Source organism: Streptomyces sp. NBC_01622, assembly GCF_045209635.1.
Classification (GTDB): Bacteria; Actinomycetota; Actinomycetes; order Streptomycetales; family Streptomycetaceae; genus Streptomyces.
This window is the reverse complement of record NZ_CP109293.1, coordinates 4955684-4970881: the sequence shown is the minus strand read 5'-3', so window position 1 is coordinate 4970881 and position 15198 is coordinate 4955684. Positions and strand designations below refer to the sequence as shown.

Here is a 15198-nt window from a genome sequence, read left to right as displayed (position 1 = left end):
ACGGGTCCGCACTGTCTGCGTCAATCGGGGCGCTTCTGGCTCTCGATGTACTCCTTCACCACAGCGAGGGGTGCGCCGCCGGCAGACGCTGCGAAGTACGAGGGTGACCAGAAGTGCGCGCCCCACAGGTACTTGCGGATGTGATCGGCGTACTCCTTGCGCAGGTAGTGCGCGGAGACGCCTTTGAGTGAGCCGACCAGGGCGGACAGTTTGACCTGCGGCGGGTAGTGGATGAGTAGGTGCACGTGATCGCGTTCGCCGTTGAACTCGCGCAGCTCGGCGTTCGCCTTGGCGCAGACCTCCCGCATGATCTCCTCGCAGCGCGTCAGGATCTCAGCGGTGAAGATGCCACTCCGGTGTTTCGGTACGAAGACCAGATGCACGTGGAGGGTGTAGATGACGCTACGGCCCCTGCGGATATCAGGGTTTGGTTCCCATCGTGGTGACATAGACACGATGCTATGGTGGCTTGTGTGAAGATCGTCGTGCAGGTTCGCCTCCTGCCGACGCCGGAAGTGGCGTCGGCACTGGGGTGCACCCTGCACGCCTGCAACGACGCGGCGAACTGGCTCTCCGGCCAGGCCCACGAGCGGGGTGAGACCTCGCGCAAGGCGTTGCAGGGCTTTGCCTACCGGGACCTGAAAGGCCGGGGACTGTCGGCGCAACCGGCGCTCCATGTGGTGCGGAAGGTCGCCGACGCCTATACGACGTTGAAGGCGAACATCCGCAACGGGAACCTTGGCAAGGAAGGCTCCAAGCGCCGCCACAAGGCCGGATCGAAGCCCGTCACCTTCCGACCGGATGCGGGGCAGCCGTACGACGATCGCTGTCTCAGCTGGCAGATCGACGAGCAGACCGTAAGCATCTGGACCACCGCCGGACGTATCCGGGGTGTGCGGTTCGCCTGCTCCGGCCAGGCCCTCAAGCTCATCGCCGAGCACCGCAAGGGCGAGAGTGATCTCGTCCACCGTAACGGCGTGTGGTTGCTGATCGCCACCTGCGAGGTACCCGAGGCCGAGCGGTATGAGCCTGATGGTTTTATCGGCGTGGACCTCGGTATTGCCAACATCGCCACCACCAGCACCGGCTACCGAGCGGCCGGGCGGGATCTGAACAGGCGCCGCAAGCGACACCGTGATCTGCGCCGCAAACTCCAGGCCAAGGGCACCAAGTCCGCCAAAAGGCGGCTCAAGAACCGGCGCCGCAAGGAACAGCGGCACGCTTCGAACGTCAACCACATTATCTCGAAGAAGATCGTGACCGAGGCTGAACGCACCTCGTCCAGGAATGCGCTGAGTGCCATCACATCGAGAAGAAGAACCGGGTCGACCAGGCCCTCTTTGTCTGCCGGAGGTGCGGGGTCGTTGCCCACGCCGACCGGAATGCTTCCCACGTAATCGGCCAACGCGGCGAGATCGTGTGGAACGCGGGGCGTGAGTCACGCGTCCCTGCCACCCCATAGGGTGTCTGGACGGAGGAGCCAACCCAGCAGCCAGTTGGGCACTGCCTCCAAGCCTGGCTCTTCAGGGCCAGGTCAAGTTGACTGATCCCGTGCGCGTGGTGACATGGAATCTGTGGTGGCGGTACGGGCCCTGGGAGGCCCGGCAGAAGGCGATTCTCGCCGTGTTGCGTGAACTGCGGCCCGATGTCGTCGGGTTGCAGGAGGTGTGGGACGCCGAGGGTACGAATCTCGCCGCGTGGCTCGCCGGTGAGCTCGGTATGCACTGGACCTGGGGAGCCTCTCACGACCCCGGGTTCTGGCAGCGGCGCCTCGGCGACCCCACCGTCGGCATCGGCAACGCGATCCTCAGCCGCTGGCCCGTCGCCGAGCGGGCCGTACTGCCGCTGCCGCCGGGCGACGGGGACGGCGGCCGGCTCGCGCTGTACGCGGCACTGGACGCGCCGGGCCACCGCGTGCCCTTCTTCACCGTCCATCTCTCCTCCGCCACCGAGGCCTCGGCCGTACGGTGCCGACAGGTCACCGCACTCGCCGAGTTCGTCGCCGCGCACACCGGCGACGGCCCGTTCCCGCCCGTCGTCACCGGCGACTTCAACGCCTGGCCGGACTCCGACGAGGTCCGCCTCTTCGGCGGCTACAGGGCGGCACCGCCCGTGCCCGGCCAAGTCCTCATCGACGCCTGGGACTTCGCGGAGCCGGGTGCTCCCTCCGCCACCTGGGACCTCGCGAATCCCTACGTGGCGGGCACGTTCGGGCCCAGCGTCCGTATCGACTACGTCTTCGTGGTGCCGACGGGGAAGGGCGGGCCCGGGCATGTGCGGGGCGTACGGCGGGCGGGGGACGGGCCGGTCGACGGGGTGTGGCCGACGGATCACGCGGCCGTTGTCGTCGACCTGAGCGACCGGCTCACCTCGTGAGGATCAGCCAGGCGCACGGGTACGACACCGCCGGCACCTGGCGTTCGTGGCCCGACTCCGCCGATCCGAGATCGTCGGCATGGCCTGGGTCGCGCTCGTCCCCCGTGTGCCGAGACCCGGAGCGACGAGTCGGCTGTCCAGGCGGCTCCTCAGCCGACCACCGGACCAGGAGCCGCCCGCTCGCTGAGCCCCTGGCTCACTGTCCGGCGTCGCCCAGGAAGATCGGATTCGTGAACGCCGCCAGCGCCCCCGGTACCACCCCCGCCGCCGTCTCATGCCTCAACTCGGCCCGTACGTAAGCCGCGTAGGCCGGAGTCGTCCGCCATTCCACGGTGCCCGCGCCCGCGACCGGCAGTGGATCGCTGGTGAACAGCACGCCTTGGTCGGTCACGAGGCGGACGGTGCAGCGTGGGGCGCCGGTGACTTCCAGCCGTACCGTGACCGGGGTTTCGGCGGCCACCTCCAACCGCTCGCCGATACCGGCGTGTTCGCCCTTCGTCCCCGTCGCAGTGAAGGCCAGCGAGACGTTCTTCGACTCGGCGACATAGGAACGCCCCGCCCGAATACCGTCCTGGATCGCCTCCCTCGTCAAGTCGTCGGCCAGAACGACGGTCTGGGGCAGGCCGACCGCGTCCGGGGCGCGGTGGGCGTCGCTGTTGCCCATCGCCGGGAGCCACTCCCGGTTCTCCCGGACGGAGGCCACGAGGGTCGCGTCCCAGGAGGCCAGGGCCAGCTCGTCGTCGGGCGTGTAGGGGCCGTTCCACACCTCGACCGCGTCCGCCTCCCCGAAGCCGAACTTCCAGGCGCAGCCGATGCAGGTGGCGTGCGGATGCGCGGGTACGACCAGGCCGCCGGAGCGGCGGATCTCGCGGGCGAACCGGCCGAAACGGTTGTCGCGGGCCCGGTACCGCCAGTCGACGAACGTGCCGGGCTCGGTGCCGAGGGCGACCACGTGACCGTTGCGGGTCGTGACCTCCTCGCCGAGCAGGACGAGCAGGTCGTCGCCCGCCTCCGAGGCCCAATGGGGATGCGAGGAATGGGTGTTGTGCTCTGACGTGTTGATGAAGTCCAGGCCCGCCGCCCGCGCCAGCGCCGCGATCTCGGCGGGGGTGCGGCGCCCGTCCGAGTACCAGGAGTGCAGATGGCAGTCACCCCGGTACCAGTCCCGGCCCCGCCCCTTCGCCCGCTCCGGCGGATACACCGGTCGCGGGGCGGCGCCCGGTTCGCCGTAGCCGAGTGTGATCGTGAGCTCGTACGACAGTCCCTGCGGGGACACCGTGTAGGGGCCCAGCGCGATGTGCCAGGTGCCGGCGTGCACCGGGCCGGGGAGGTAGCCGGGCGTCGCGTCGTCGGCGCGGATGAAGAACTCCGTGCGCGCCCCGCCCGACCAGCCCCGGAAGCCCCGGCCGCCGAGGCCGGTGCCGTGCTGGTCGAAGACGCCGATGTCGAGGGCGTTGCCCTGGGTGCCGACCGGGACGGACGGTCTGTCGTAGGTGTACGCCACCTTGAACTCGCGGACCCCCGACGGGACCTCGACGGGGACGTACACGTAGTCGGGCGAGCCGGTCGGGAGGACGCCCCGTACCGTCCGGCTCTCCTGGTCGCCGTCTGCCGCGGCCTCGGCGCCGCTCGCGAAGCTCACGCTTCCCAACGTAAGCGCGGCGGCGGCGCCCGTCACGAACAGCGCGCGCCGGTCGAAGCCGTTTCCATGATCGTCGTCGCACATGCTGCTGCTCCCGGGGTGTCGTCGGTGACAGGGACGGTGCGGAGGTGACCCGTACGACTCTGATAGTCGGCTGTGAACTCCCGTGCAAGGAAAGGGAATCGGCGGGTGTCGGGAAACCGGAGCCGGTACGGGGGAGGGCGGAGTGCTCCCACTGCCAGTGACACCGTGTAACGACCTGCCCGGCCGGAACGAATCGGGCGCCCCTCTTTGGCCTGATCAGACCGATCGTATGCTCGAAGGATGACGACACCCGCGAGCTCCGGAACCGGCCCGACCGAGAACTCCATGCGTCGCGCCCTCAAACGCGCCCGTGACGGCGTCGCCCTCGACGTGACGGAAGCGGCGGTGCTGCTCCAGGCCCGCGGCGAGGCCCTGGGCGACCTCACCGCGTCCGCCGCCCGGGTGCGCGACGCGGGCCTCGCGGCGGCCGGCCGCCCCGGCGTGATCACGTACTCGAAGAGCGTCTTCATCCCCCTCACCCGCCTGTGCCGCGACAAGTGCCACTACTGCACCTTCGTCACCGTCCCCGGCAAGCTCCGCCGCGCCGGCCACGGCATGTTCATGTCCCCGGACGAGGTCCTCGACATCGCCCGCAAGGGCGCGGCCCTCGGCTGCAAGGAAGCCCTCATCACCCTCGGCGACAAGCCCGAGGACCGCTGGCCGGAGGCGCGCGAGTGGCTCGACGCGCACGGCTACGACGACACGATCGCCTACGTCCGCGCCATCTCCATCCGCATCCTGGAGGAGACGGGCCTGCTGCCCCACCTCAACCCCGGCGTGATGACCTGGACGGACTTCCAGCGCCTCAAGCCGGTCGCCCCGAGCATGGGCATGATGCTCGAAACCACGGCGACCCGCCTCTGGTCCGAGCCCGGCGCCCCGCACTACGGCTCCCCGGACAAGGAACCCGCCGTACGCCTACGGGTGTTGGAGGACGCGGGCCGCTCCTCCGTCCCCTTCACCTCCGGCATCCTGATCGGCATCGGCGAGACCTACGAGGAACGCGCGGAATCCCTGTTCGCGCTGCGGAAGGTGTCGAGGGCCTACCACGGCATCCAGGAACTCATCATCCAGAACTTCCGTGCCAAGCCGGACACGGCGATGCGCGGCATGCCGGACGCGGAACTCGACGAACTGGTGGCGACCGTCGCGGTCGCGCGCCACATCATGGGCCCCTCCGCCTGCCTCCAGGCGCCGCCCAACCTCGTCGACTCCGAGTACAAGCGCCTGATCGGCGCCGGCATCGACGACTGGGGCGGGGTCTCGCCCCTGACGATCGACCACGTGAACCCCGAACGCCCCTGGCCGCAGATCGAGTTGCTGCGTGAACAGTCGGCGGAGGCGGGCTTCGAACTCCGCGAACGGCTCTGCGTCTACCCCGAGTTCGTAGGCCGCGGCGAACCCTGGCTGGACCCGCGCCTGCTGCCGCACGTACGGGCACTGGCGGACCCGGAGACGGGACTGGCCCTTCCCGACGCCGTCGTGGAGGGCCACGCCTGGCAGGAGCCCGAGGAGGCGTTCGTGTCCTCCGGCCGTACGGATCTGCACGTGTCGATCGACACGCAGGGCCGTACGTCCGACCGCCGTGACGACTTCGACGAGGTCTACGGCGACTGGGCCGCCCTGCGCGAGGCCGCGGCGCCCGGCATGGTGCCCGAGCGCATCGACACCGACGTACGGCAGGCACTGGCGACGGCGGCCGACGACCCCACCCGGCTCACCGACGCGGAGGCGCTCGCCCTGCTGCACGCGGACGGCCCGGCGCTGGACGCGCTGACGCGGATCGCGGACGACGTGCGGAAGTCGGTGGTCGGTGACGAGGTGACCTACATCGTCACGCGGAACATCAACTTCACGAACGTCTGCTACACGGGCTGCCGCTTCTGCGCCTTCGCGCAACGCCGCACGGACGCGGACGCGTACACCTTGTCGCTGGACCAGGTGGCGGACCGCGCCCAACAGGCCTGGGAAGTGGGGGCGGTCGAGGTCTGCATGCAGGGCGGCATCCACCCCGACCTGCCCGGCACGGCGTACTTCGACATCGCGAAGGCGGTCAAGGAACGCGTCCCCGGCATGCACGTCCACGCCTTCTCCCCCATGGAGGTCGTCAACGGCGCGACACGCACCGGCCTTTCGATCCGCGAATGGCTGACGGCAGCCAAGGAAGCGGGACTCGACACGATCCCCGGTACGGCGGCGGAGATCCTCGACGACGAGGTCCGCTGGGTCCTGACGAAGGGCAAGCTGCCGACGGCGACTTGGATCGAAGTCGTCACGACGGCACACGAGTTGGGCATCCGGTCCAGCTCCACGATGATGTACGGCCATGTGGACCAGCCCAGGCACTGGCTGGGTCACCTGCGGACCCTGGCCGGAATCCAGCAACGCACGGGCGGCTTCACGGAGTTCGTGACGCTCCCGTTCATCCACACCAACGCGCCGGTGTACCTGGCGGGCATCGCGCGCCCGGGACCGACGATGCGGGACAACAGGGCGGTGGTGGCGATGGCGAGACTGCTGCTCCACCCCTGGATCCCCAACATCCAGACGAGCTGGGTGAAGCTGGGTTCGGAGGGCGCCGCGGAGATGCTGCGCTCCGGGGCGAACGACCTCGGCGGCACGCTGATGGAGGAGACGATCTCGCGGATGGCGGGTTCGTCGTACGGCTCGTACAAGTCGGTACGTGATCTGGTCGCCGTAGCGGAACTGGCGGGCCGGCCGGCGCGACCGCGCACCACGCTGTACGGGGAGGTGCCGGAGGAGCGGCAGCGGGCCGCGTCCGCCTCGGACGGGCACCTGCCGGAGCTGCTGCCGGTGCTGGACTGAGCGTCTGGGTGGTCGGACGGGGGCCGGTACGATGATCCGACCCCTGTTCGATCGGGATGCGGGGGCTGTGAGTAGCTGAGGAGATGCGTGCCCGTGCCTGCCTCGAAGGTCTGGGTGACCGGTCTGACGGTGGGAGCGATCGCCGCGGTCACGGTCCTGGCCGTGCAGGCCGACAAGGGGCCGCACCCGAAGGCGTCCGCCGCCCGCCCCAGCGCCTCGGCGTCCGCGCACGCGTCCAAGTCCCCCACGCCGCACGTCACGGCCGCCGCGGTACCCGCCTCCTCCGGCACCGGGCGGCGCATCGTCTACTCCGTCGGCCAGAAACGGGTCTGGCTGGTCGACGCGAGCGACAAGGCCGGCCGTACGTTCCCGGTCTGGCCCGGCACGGTCAGCCCCGACCCCGGCACCTACACGGTGTCGGTCCGTAAGGACGCCACGACCGGCTCCGACGGCGTCCAGATCGAGAACATCGTCTACTTCGCCACGAAGTCCGGCCTCAACATCGCCTTCTCCAACGCCGTCGACGGCTCGTCCCCGCCACCGGCCGCGGGCAAGGAAACGGGCGGCGTACGCATGGGCAAGGCGGACGGCGCGGCACTGTGGACGTTCGGGACGACGAGCACGAAGGTGATCGTGGTCAAGTAGTCGTGCGGTTTCAAGTGGCCCCCTCCAGCCCGTTCCAGTCCTTCGGCTGCCACATCGGGAACCACTCACCGTCGACCGTGATGTAGAAGGCGAGTTGGGGTGTTGGTCATGAGGTTTCTGGGTGGTGATCGTTGGGCCACTCGCTTCTTTGTCAGTGTCGGGCTTCCGCGGAGCGAGTAAAGGGCGCTCCCTGCGGTCGCGTCGCCTTCGGCGATTCCGCTGCGCTCCACCCTTGACTCGCTCCGCTCCAGCCCGTTTGAGAAGCGAGCGAGCGGCCGGGAGGAATGGGGGGCCGAGGCATACCAGCCCCTTGCCTGTGCTGCGTTGCGGGCCGGTACTACGGGGCGCGTCGGCGTCTCGCCGGCACGCCGGGTGTGCTTAGCGGCCAACCGCCGGTGGGGAGAAGGAGGAGGGGTGTGGGGGGGTGGGGGTGGGTCTGAAAAAGTGTGACACTTCCGGCGGAAAGTGACACACTTTTTTGGGACCCCTACCCCACCCCCCACGGGCGGTCGTGCCTCGCCCGCCACTCCTGCCTGCTTGAAGCCGTCTGATCCGCGACGTCCTGGAGACCCGGCGTGCGCAGCCTGCCCCCCCGACATGAACATGAAGGGGTCCCCCCGCTCAGGGTTGGCCGCTGAGCCGGCGTGGCGTGCTGGCGAGACGCGGATGCGCGTCCCGCTCCGCCGGTTGCGGGCGTAGCTGGCGTGAGGGGTTGGCGGACCTCGGCCCCCCATTCTTCCGGGCCGCTCGCTCGCTTCTGAAACGGGTTGGAGCGGAGCGAGTCAAGGGTGGCCCGCAGGGTCATCGGCGAAGCCGACGCGACCGCAGGGAGCGCCCTTTACTCGGTCCGTGGAAGCCCGACACTGGCAGAGAAGCGAGTGGCCCAACGATCACTCTGTCATCGCAGGCCGGTTCAACTCCCCGTATACCGATCAGCCCCCTCAACTCACCGTCCCCGTTCGATTACAGTGCTGAGCTGACTCGTACGTACGGACGGCGCCTGAGGAGGTCTTGGTGAGTGCCGCAACCGCAACCGCAACCGCAGCCGGGGCCGTCTGGGGGCGGGGGGAGCAGCAGGACTTTCGGAGCCGGGTGCGAGGGACGTTGCTGGGGGCCGCCGTGGGGGACGCGCTCGGTTCGCCCGTCGATCTGTTGGCGATGGACGAGATCCGGGAGGCCTACGGTGCGGAGGGCCTCGTAGATCTCGCGTTCGGGTACGGGCGGCGCGGTGCCGTCACACATCTCACGCAGCTCAGCCTGTTCACCGTCGACGGGCTTATCCGGGCGCAGGTGAGGCGTGACACCGGGGCCTGGCATCCGCCGACCGATCTGCACCGGGCGTATCTGCGGTGGGCCGCCACCCAGCACGACTGGGGGCCTGATGAACGTCGTAAGGATGACGGGTGGCTCGCGCGGGAGGAGTGGCTCTACGCTCGGCGGGATCCAACTCGGGCCTGTTTGCTGGGGTTTGGGGACGAGCGGATGGGGACGCTCGACGCGCCCAAGAATCCTGGTGAGGTGGGGGGCGAGGCGGCTGCCCGTTCCGCGCCCTTCGGGTTGCTCGTCGGGTGGGAGCCGCAGCTCGTGATGCAGCTTGCGGTGGAGTGTGCGGCGCAGACCCATGGGCATCCGGTCGGGTATCTGGCGGCCGGTGCTTATGCCGTCGTCGTGCATGGGCTCGCGCGGGGGGAGAGTCTCGATGCGGCTGTGCAGCGGGCGCTTGCGCTGCTGGCCGCTCGGCCCGGGCATCAGGCTGTCTCCGATGGGCTGCAGCGTGCCCTTGGTGCCGTACGGCAGGGGATGCCGACCTCGGGGCGGGTCGAGGAGCTCGTGGGGGAGGGGAGCGCGGAGGGGGTGCTCTCGGGGGCTGTTTACTGCGCGCTCGTCGGGGAGGACGTACGGCACGCGTTGTGTCTTGCCGTGAATCACGGTGGGCCGTCCGGGGTGGCCGGGGCGCTCACCGGTGGGCTGCTCGGGGCGTTGTACGGCGAGACGGCCCTCCCGCCGGCCTGGCTGGCCGAGTTGGAGGGCCGTCCCACGCTGCTCGTGCTCGCGGACGACTTCGCCGTGGAGATGACCCAGGGGCCCGCGTTGCACGGGCCCGCCGGGGCCTCTCCGGGCTGGATCGCCCGGTATCCGAGAGGGGTGTAGCCGCTACGGCTTGCTGCTGCCCACCACGTCGTCCCCCGCTCCTGTCTGTGCCGGTACGGCCACTGCGACCGCGTCCCCGTCGTCGTCCCCGCCGCCGTTGATCCGTTCGATCAGTGCGTCCCGCTCCGGGGTGTCCTCGGGCTTCACGTAGCCGATGAGGATGTAGAGGATCAGGGAGACCGCGAGGGGTATCGACACCTGGTACTGGAGTGGGACCCCGCCGTCGACCTGCCAGTTGATCGGGTAGTTGACCAGCCAGAAGGCGAACAGGCCCGCCGCCCAGCTCGTCAGGGCCGCCGTGGGGCCGGACTTGCGGAAGGGGCGGAGCAGGCCGAGCATCATCGGGATCGCGATCGGGCCCATCAAGCCCGCGACCCATTTGATGACGACGGTGATGATGTCCTTGAACGTGGGCGAGTTGACCTGCGTCGCCACCGCCATCGACAGGCCGAGGAAGACGACCGTGGTCACGCGGGCCGCGATCAGGCCCGAACGGTCGTTCCAGGCGCGGGCCTTGGCCGATACGACCGGTGCCACGTCCCTGGTGAAGACGGCGGCGATGGCGTTCGCGTCGGAGGAGCACATCGCCATCGTGTGGGAGAAGAAGCCGACGACGACCAGGCCCAACAGGCCGTGGGGGAGCAGCTGTTCGGTCATCAGACCGTAGGAGTCGGAGCCGTCCGGCTTCTGTGCGTGGACGAGCAGCGGTGACATCCACATGGGGAAGAACAGGACCGTCGGCCAGATCAGCCACAGTGCCGCCGACAGCCGGGCCGAACGCTCGGCCTCGTAGGGGCTCTTGGTGGCCATGTAGCGCTGGGCCTGGTTGAGCATGCCGCCGTTGTACTCGAAGAGCTTGATGAAGAGGAAGGCGAGGAGGAACACCGTGCCGTAGGGGCCGACGAGGGGTTTGCCGTGGCCCTGGAGCGCCGGTTCGTCCCAGGCGCCGAGGAATCCGATGCCCTTGTCGTTCAACTTCAGTACGACGGCCACGAACATGGAGACGCCGGCGAGCAACTGGATGACGAACTGGCCGAGTTCGGTCAGCGCGTCGGCCCACAGGCCGCCGATCGTGCAGTAGACCGCCGTGATCGCGCCGGTGATGAGGATGCCCTGGTTCAGGGACACACCTGTGAACACGGAGAGCAGGGTCGCGATCGCGGCCCACTTCGCGGCCACGTCCACGATCTTCAGCAGCATCCCGGACCAGGCGAGCGCCTGTTGGGTCCGCAGGTTGTAGCGGTTCTTCAAGTACTCGAGGGGGGACGCCACATGGAGCCGGGAGCGCAGCCGGTTGATGCGTGGCGCGAACAGCTTGGAGCCGACGGCGATGCCCAGCGCGATCGGGAACGACCAGGTGATGAAGGACGTGACGCCGTAGGTGTAGGCGATGCCCGCGTAGCCGGTGAACATGACCGCGCTGTAGCCCGACATGTGGTGCGAGATGCCGGAGAGCCACCAGGGCATCTTGCCGCCGGCGGTGAAGAAGTCGCTCACGTTGTCGACGCGCTTGTGCGACCACACGCCGATGGCCACCATCACGCCGAAATAGCCGATGAGCACGGCCCAGTCGAGCCCGTTCATATGCGCCCTCCCACGATTGAGCCGGTTCAGCCCGGGGCTCATCGTGGGCGGTCGCGCGTGAGCACGACAAGTAAGCGCACGGTCAAGGGGGAGTAAAATCGTTCGGATTGATGTTCCGCGTTCACCTACATGAACTCACCGCATCAGCTCCCCGGCGTTGACCAGCAACGACTGACCCGTGATCGCCCGTGCCCGTTCCGACGCCAGGAACACCGCCGCGTCCGCCACATCCCCGTCCGTCGCGAGCTCGGGCAGCGCCATCCGGTCGGACAGCCGTTTGAGCACCTCCGCCTCCGGGACCTTCTCGGTGTGTGCGGTGAACTGCACGTACGCCTCCACCGGCGGCCCCCACATCCACCCCGGCAGCACGGTGTTCACCCGGATCCGGTACGGCCCCAACTCCCTTGCCAGCGAGTACATCGCGCTCGTCAGCGCGCCCTTCGACGCCGCGTACGCCGCCTGCCGCACCTGCGAGGGAGCGGCCACCGCCGACTGCGTCCCGATGATGACGACCGAACCGCCGCCCGCCTCCTTCAGGGCCGGCAGGCATGCCCGGGTCATCCGCAGCGTCCCCAGCAGGTTCACGTCGAGCACCGACTGCCAGGTGGCGAAGTCCGCGTCCTCCAGCCCGCCGAAGTAGCTGTCCCACGCGGCCACATGGACCACCGCGTCGATCCGCCCGAACCGCTCCCGCGCCGCCTCCGCGAGCGCCTCGCACTGTCCCTCGTCCGTGATGTCGGTCGACCGGTACGCCGTGTGCGACCCGTCCGGATCGATCTCGGCGGCCGACTTGGCGAGATGCGACTCCGTGCGCGCGCCGAGCACGGCGTTCCCTCCGTCCCGTACGACGGCCGCGGCGACCTGATGGCCGAGTCCGGCCCCGACCCCCGAGACGACGACGGTCTTGCCCGCGAGCAGCGACATCCGATCCCTCCCGGGGTCTGGCGGTTTATCTGACGGGGCGTCAGAGTATGGGCGACCGGCGGAGGACGGAAGGGGAGCGACGTGAGCGAGGACACCCGGAGCGACGTGTACGCCGAACTGGCCGCCGTAGGACCGTACGGAGTCCGGCCCGGCCACGCGCTCATCACCATGGTCGAACCGCATCCCGGCCACGAGTACGCGTACAACCGGTGGTACGAGGACGACCACTACTACGCCGGCGCGATGGCCATGCCCTGGATGTACGCGGGCCGCCGCTGGGTCGCCACCCGAGACCTCCAACTCCTGCGCCATCCAGAGAAGTCGGCGATCGCCCAGCCCGTCACCGCGGGCTGCTACCTCTCCACGTACTGGGTCACCGAGGGCCGCTACGACGACCACATGAAGTGGACCGTCGGCATCAACAAACGGCTCAATCGCGACGGCCGGGTCTACCAGGACCGTACGCACGTCTTCACCGCGTTCCAGGACCACGAGGCGACCGTGTACCGCGACGGCGCGGCCGGACCGAGGGACTTCCACGCCCTCGACCACCCTTACGCCGGGCTGGTGTTGGAGGTCGTCGACAGTGAATCGGCCGAGCAGCGCGCCGAGTTGCTGGAGTGGCTGCGCTCCCGGCACCTCCCGAAGCGGCTCGCGGGCTCCCCGGCCGCGATGGTGACCGTGTTCCGCCCGACCCCGCTGCCGGGCGACCGTATGACCTACGTCAAGCAGGTCGAGGGCGTGGATACGAGGCTCACCCTCCTGTGGTTCCTGGAGGCCGACCCGCGGGACTGCTGGGAGGAGTACTTCACGGGGCTGGACACGGCCGTGGCCGAATCGGGCCTGGGGAGGGTGGAGTTGGTGGCGCCGTTCATTCCGACGGTGCCGGGCACCGACAGATACGTGGACCGGCTTCGGTAACTACTCAACTCCGGCGTGCATCCATCAGCCCGTCCGGCGTTTGAGGACGAGGCCGTTCAGGCCGACAAACGGCTCACTTCAACTCGTCCGGGCATGGAGTACCTCGGGGCAACTGGTATGGCGCCGCGAGTCGATACGTGCCGGCCCGCGGAGCGAGGAGCACGGTCCACTTGTCGCCCTTGGAGTCCTCCTCGGTCTCCATCAGGCAGCCGTTGAGGTTGTCGTACGTCTTCGGGGTGCCCTCGGCCCGATGCTTGGACGCCTCGGTCTCCTGCGGTGGCTTGAGGCTCTTGCCCTTCGCGTCGACGACGCTCAGCCACGGCGAGTACGGGATCCGGATGAGGATCCGGCCCTTCTTCTTCACCTCGATGGTCAGCTCGCCCTGCTCGGCCCGGTCGACGACCGCGTTCGGCTCGGCGAGCGGCGTCGGGTCGGTGACCTGGAACAGCTGCCAGTTCGTGTCGCCCCAGACCTGCTTCAGATACGGCATCCCGCGCTGGACCAGGGCCCGTTCGCGCTCGCCGCCGTCGCCGTCCGGCTTGTCCTTCGGCAGGACGACGTAGTGGACGGCCCAGCGCTGGAGCCACTCGTGGTAGTTCGCCGAGTTGAGGGTGTCGTCGTAGAAGAGGGGGTTGCGCTCCATGTCGGCCTGGCGGTTCCAGCCGCGGGCCAGGTTGACGTACGGCGCGAGCGCGGAGGCCTCGATGTGGGAGCGGGCCGGGACGACCTCGACGCGGCCGCGTTCGGCGCCGACCTCCTGGAGCTCGTTGACCAGGGGCGCGAGTTCGTGTGACCAGGACGCGGCGGGGGCGGTGTTGACGACGTCGTCGACCGACTTGAAGCCGATCCAGCCGGTGAAGCCGACGAAGGCCAGCACGATCGCGTACCACTTGCGCGAGCGCGGCACCGCGAACGGCAGCGCGGAGATCAGGGCCACACCGGCGAACAGCATCGACAGCCGGCTGATGTTCGAGCCGATCTGCGAACTGACCAGCCAGACCAGGATGACGCCGACGCTGTACACGGCCGCCGTGATCCGCACGGTCGTCCACTCGTGCGGCACCAGGAAGTAGACGAGGACCCCGGACACCAGCGGCAGGATCATCGAGCCGAACAGCATCGGCTGGGTGCCGGAGAACGGGAACAGCCACGCCGACACCGCCACGACGGCCGCGGGCGCGAGCCCGAGCGCCCAGGCGCCGGGCCGCCGCTTCTGGAGGAAGAGGGCTACGGCGACCAGGCCCACGAACAGTCCGGCCACCGGTGAGGACATCGTCGCGAGCGCGGCCAGCGGGGCCGCGCACAGGGCCTTCGCCCAGCGTTTGTAGCGCCAGCGGTAGGGCCAGCAGAAGACGACGGCCACCGCCCCGAGCCCGAACACCATGCCCAGGCCGTACGTCACCCGGCCCGACGCCGCGTTGCACAGCAGCGCGAAGACACCCGCGAGCGAGGCCCACAGGGGGTTCTTCACCATGGGGGTCCCCCCGCTCGAGCGAAGTCGAGAGTGGGGGCGGCTGCGGATCAGGATCAGGGTGAGCAGGCCCGCCGAGATCGTCCCGGCGATCATCATCGTCGTACGGACACCGAGGACCGACATCAGATACGGCGAGACCACGCTGTACGACACGGGGTGCATGCCGCCGTACCAGGCGAGGTTGTACGCCGAGTCCGGGTGCCGGCCGACGAACTCCGCCCAGGCGTCCTGCGCCGCGAGATCGCCGCCACTGTTCGCGAACGTGAAGAACCAGATGATGTGCAGGACCCCGGAGAGCAGCGTGAAGCCGATCACCGGGTGGCGGAGGAAGGGGGCGCGGAGGCGGTCGATCAGGGCCGCCCACCGGGTGCTTCCGCTACGTGTCCCGTCGTGGTCCGTGTGGTGCGCGGGCGGGTGTATTCGCGGGCCGGCTCCCGGGCCCGGATCGGCATCGTCGGCGCGTGTCGGCTCCGCTGTGGCCACCTGAAGGCACTCCCCGTGTCCCGTCTTCTGTTCCCGGCCGCGTCCCGTCCCGTTCCCGGCCTGTTCGACGCCGCGTCCGGATCGACCG

The 15198-nt window shown here is 69.3% G+C and carries 12 protein-coding genes; 6 read left to right on the top strand and 6 right to left on the bottom strand.

Going from position 1 to position 15198, the window contains the following annotated elements; translation table 11 throughout:
* Positions 1-20: 20 nt before the first annotated feature.
* Positions 21-449: an IS200/IS605 family transposase gene (gene tnpA, locus OH768_RS22295; protein ID WP_406456204.1), complete on the bottom strand. Its 429-nt coding sequence runs from the start codon at positions 447-449 to the stop codon at positions 21-23.
* Between the two features lie 857 nt (positions 450-1306).
* On the opposite strand from tnpA, the gene OH768_RS22290 reads away from it, so the two are divergent.
* Positions 1307-1462 (top strand): zinc ribbon domain-containing protein, encoded by a 156-nt coding sequence (locus OH768_RS22290; RefSeq protein ID WP_406465399.1) that lies wholly within the window; start codon positions 1307-1309, stop codon positions 1460-1462.
* Between the two features lie 89 nt (positions 1463-1551).
* The gene (locus tag OH768_RS22285; RefSeq protein ID WP_406456202.1) at positions 1552-2376 is read left to right on the top strand and encodes an endonuclease/exonuclease/phosphatase family protein; all 825 of its coding nucleotides are present in this window, start codon (positions 1552-1554) and stop codon (positions 2374-2376) included.
* A gap of 196 nt (positions 2377-2572) precedes the next feature.
* Here the strand turns inward: OH768_RS22285 and OH768_RS22280 are convergent, their stop codons facing one another.
* Positions 2573-4102 carry a CehA/McbA family metallohydrolase gene (locus OH768_RS22280; RefSeq protein ID WP_406456200.1) on the bottom strand — a complete coding sequence of 510 codons (1530 nt, stop codon included), beginning with the start codon at positions 4100-4102 and terminating at the stop codon, positions 2573-2575.
* 240 nt (positions 4103-4342) lie between these two features.
* On the opposite strand from OH768_RS22280, the gene OH768_RS22275 reads away from it, so the two are divergent.
* Together OH768_RS22275 and OH768_RS22270 are read left to right on the top strand one after the other, a co-directional pair.
* The gene (locus tag OH768_RS22275) at positions 4343-6928 is read left to right on the top strand and encodes a bifunctional FO biosynthesis protein CofGH (RefSeq protein WP_406456198.1); all 2586 of its coding nucleotides are present in this window, start codon (positions 4343-4345) and stop codon (positions 6926-6928) included.
* Positions 6929-7021: 93 nt separating this feature from the next.
* Positions 7022-7573 (top strand): hypothetical protein, encoded by a 552-nt coding sequence (locus OH768_RS22270; protein ID WP_406456196.1) that lies wholly within the window; start codon positions 7022-7024, stop codon positions 7571-7573.
* A 10-nt stretch (positions 7574-7583) separates the two neighbouring features.
* Here the strand turns inward: OH768_RS22270 and OH768_RS22265 are convergent, their stop codons facing one another.
* On the bottom strand, positions 7584-7655 hold the full coding sequence (locus OH768_RS22265) for a DUF2165 family protein (RefSeq protein ID WP_406465398.1): 72 nt from the start codon (positions 7653-7655) through the stop codon (positions 7584-7586).
* A 932-nt stretch (positions 7656-8587) separates the two neighbouring features.
* Between OH768_RS22265 and OH768_RS22260 the strand changes: the two genes are divergently transcribed.
* The gene (locus OH768_RS22260; protein WP_362971570.1) at positions 8588-9724 is read left to right on the top strand and encodes an ADP-ribosylglycohydrolase family protein; all 1137 of its coding nucleotides are present in this window, start codon (positions 8588-8590) and stop codon (positions 9722-9724) included.
* 3 nt (positions 9725-9727) lie between these two features.
* On the opposite strand, the gene OH768_RS22255 is transcribed toward OH768_RS22260, so the two are convergent.
* Complete coding sequence (locus OH768_RS22255; protein ID WP_406456194.1) at positions 9728-11308, bottom strand: sodium:solute symporter family protein; 1581 nt, start codon at positions 11306-11308, stop codon at positions 9728-9730.
* A 135-nt stretch (positions 11309-11443) separates the two neighbouring features.
* Positions 11444-12232 carry an SDR family oxidoreductase gene (locus OH768_RS22250; RefSeq protein WP_406456192.1) on the bottom strand — a complete coding sequence of 263 codons (789 nt, stop codon included), beginning with the start codon at positions 12230-12232 and terminating at the stop codon, positions 11444-11446.
* 81 nt (positions 12233-12313) lie between these two features.
* Between OH768_RS22250 and OH768_RS22245 the strand changes: the two genes are divergently transcribed.
* On the top strand, positions 12314-13153 hold the full coding sequence (locus tag OH768_RS22245) for a hypothetical protein (protein ID WP_406456191.1): 840 nt from the start codon (positions 12314-12316) through the stop codon (positions 13151-13153).
* 73 nt (positions 13154-13226) lie between these two features.
* Here the strand turns inward: OH768_RS22245 and OH768_RS22240 are convergent, their stop codons facing one another.
* Positions 13227-15110: an MFS transporter gene (locus tag OH768_RS22240; protein ID WP_406456189.1), complete on the bottom strand. Its 1884-nt coding sequence runs from the start codon at positions 15108-15110 to the stop codon at positions 13227-13229.
* Positions 15111-15198: the final 88 nt, after the last annotated feature.

Bases quoted from the DNA above. Each gene is read 5' to 3' on its own strand.
- tnpA (WP_406456204.1), bottom strand. From the start codon at position 449: ATGTCACCACGATGGGAACCAAACCCTGATATCCGCAGGGGCCGTAGC.
- OH768_RS22280 (WP_406456200.1), bottom strand. From the start codon at position 4,102: ATGTGCGACGACGATCATGGAAACGGCTTCGACCGGCGCGCGCTGTTC.
- OH768_RS22275 (WP_406456198.1), top strand. From the start codon at position 4,343: ATGACGACACCCGCGAGCTCCGGAACCGGCCCGACCGAGAACTCCATG.
- OH768_RS22255 (WP_406456194.1), bottom strand. From the start codon at position 11,308: ATGAACGGGCTCGACTGGGCCGTGCTCATCGGCTATTTCGGCGTGATG.
- OH768_RS22250 (WP_406456192.1), bottom strand. From the start codon at position 12,232: ATGTCGCTGCTCGCGGGCAAGACCGTCGTCGTCTCGGGGGTCGGGGCC.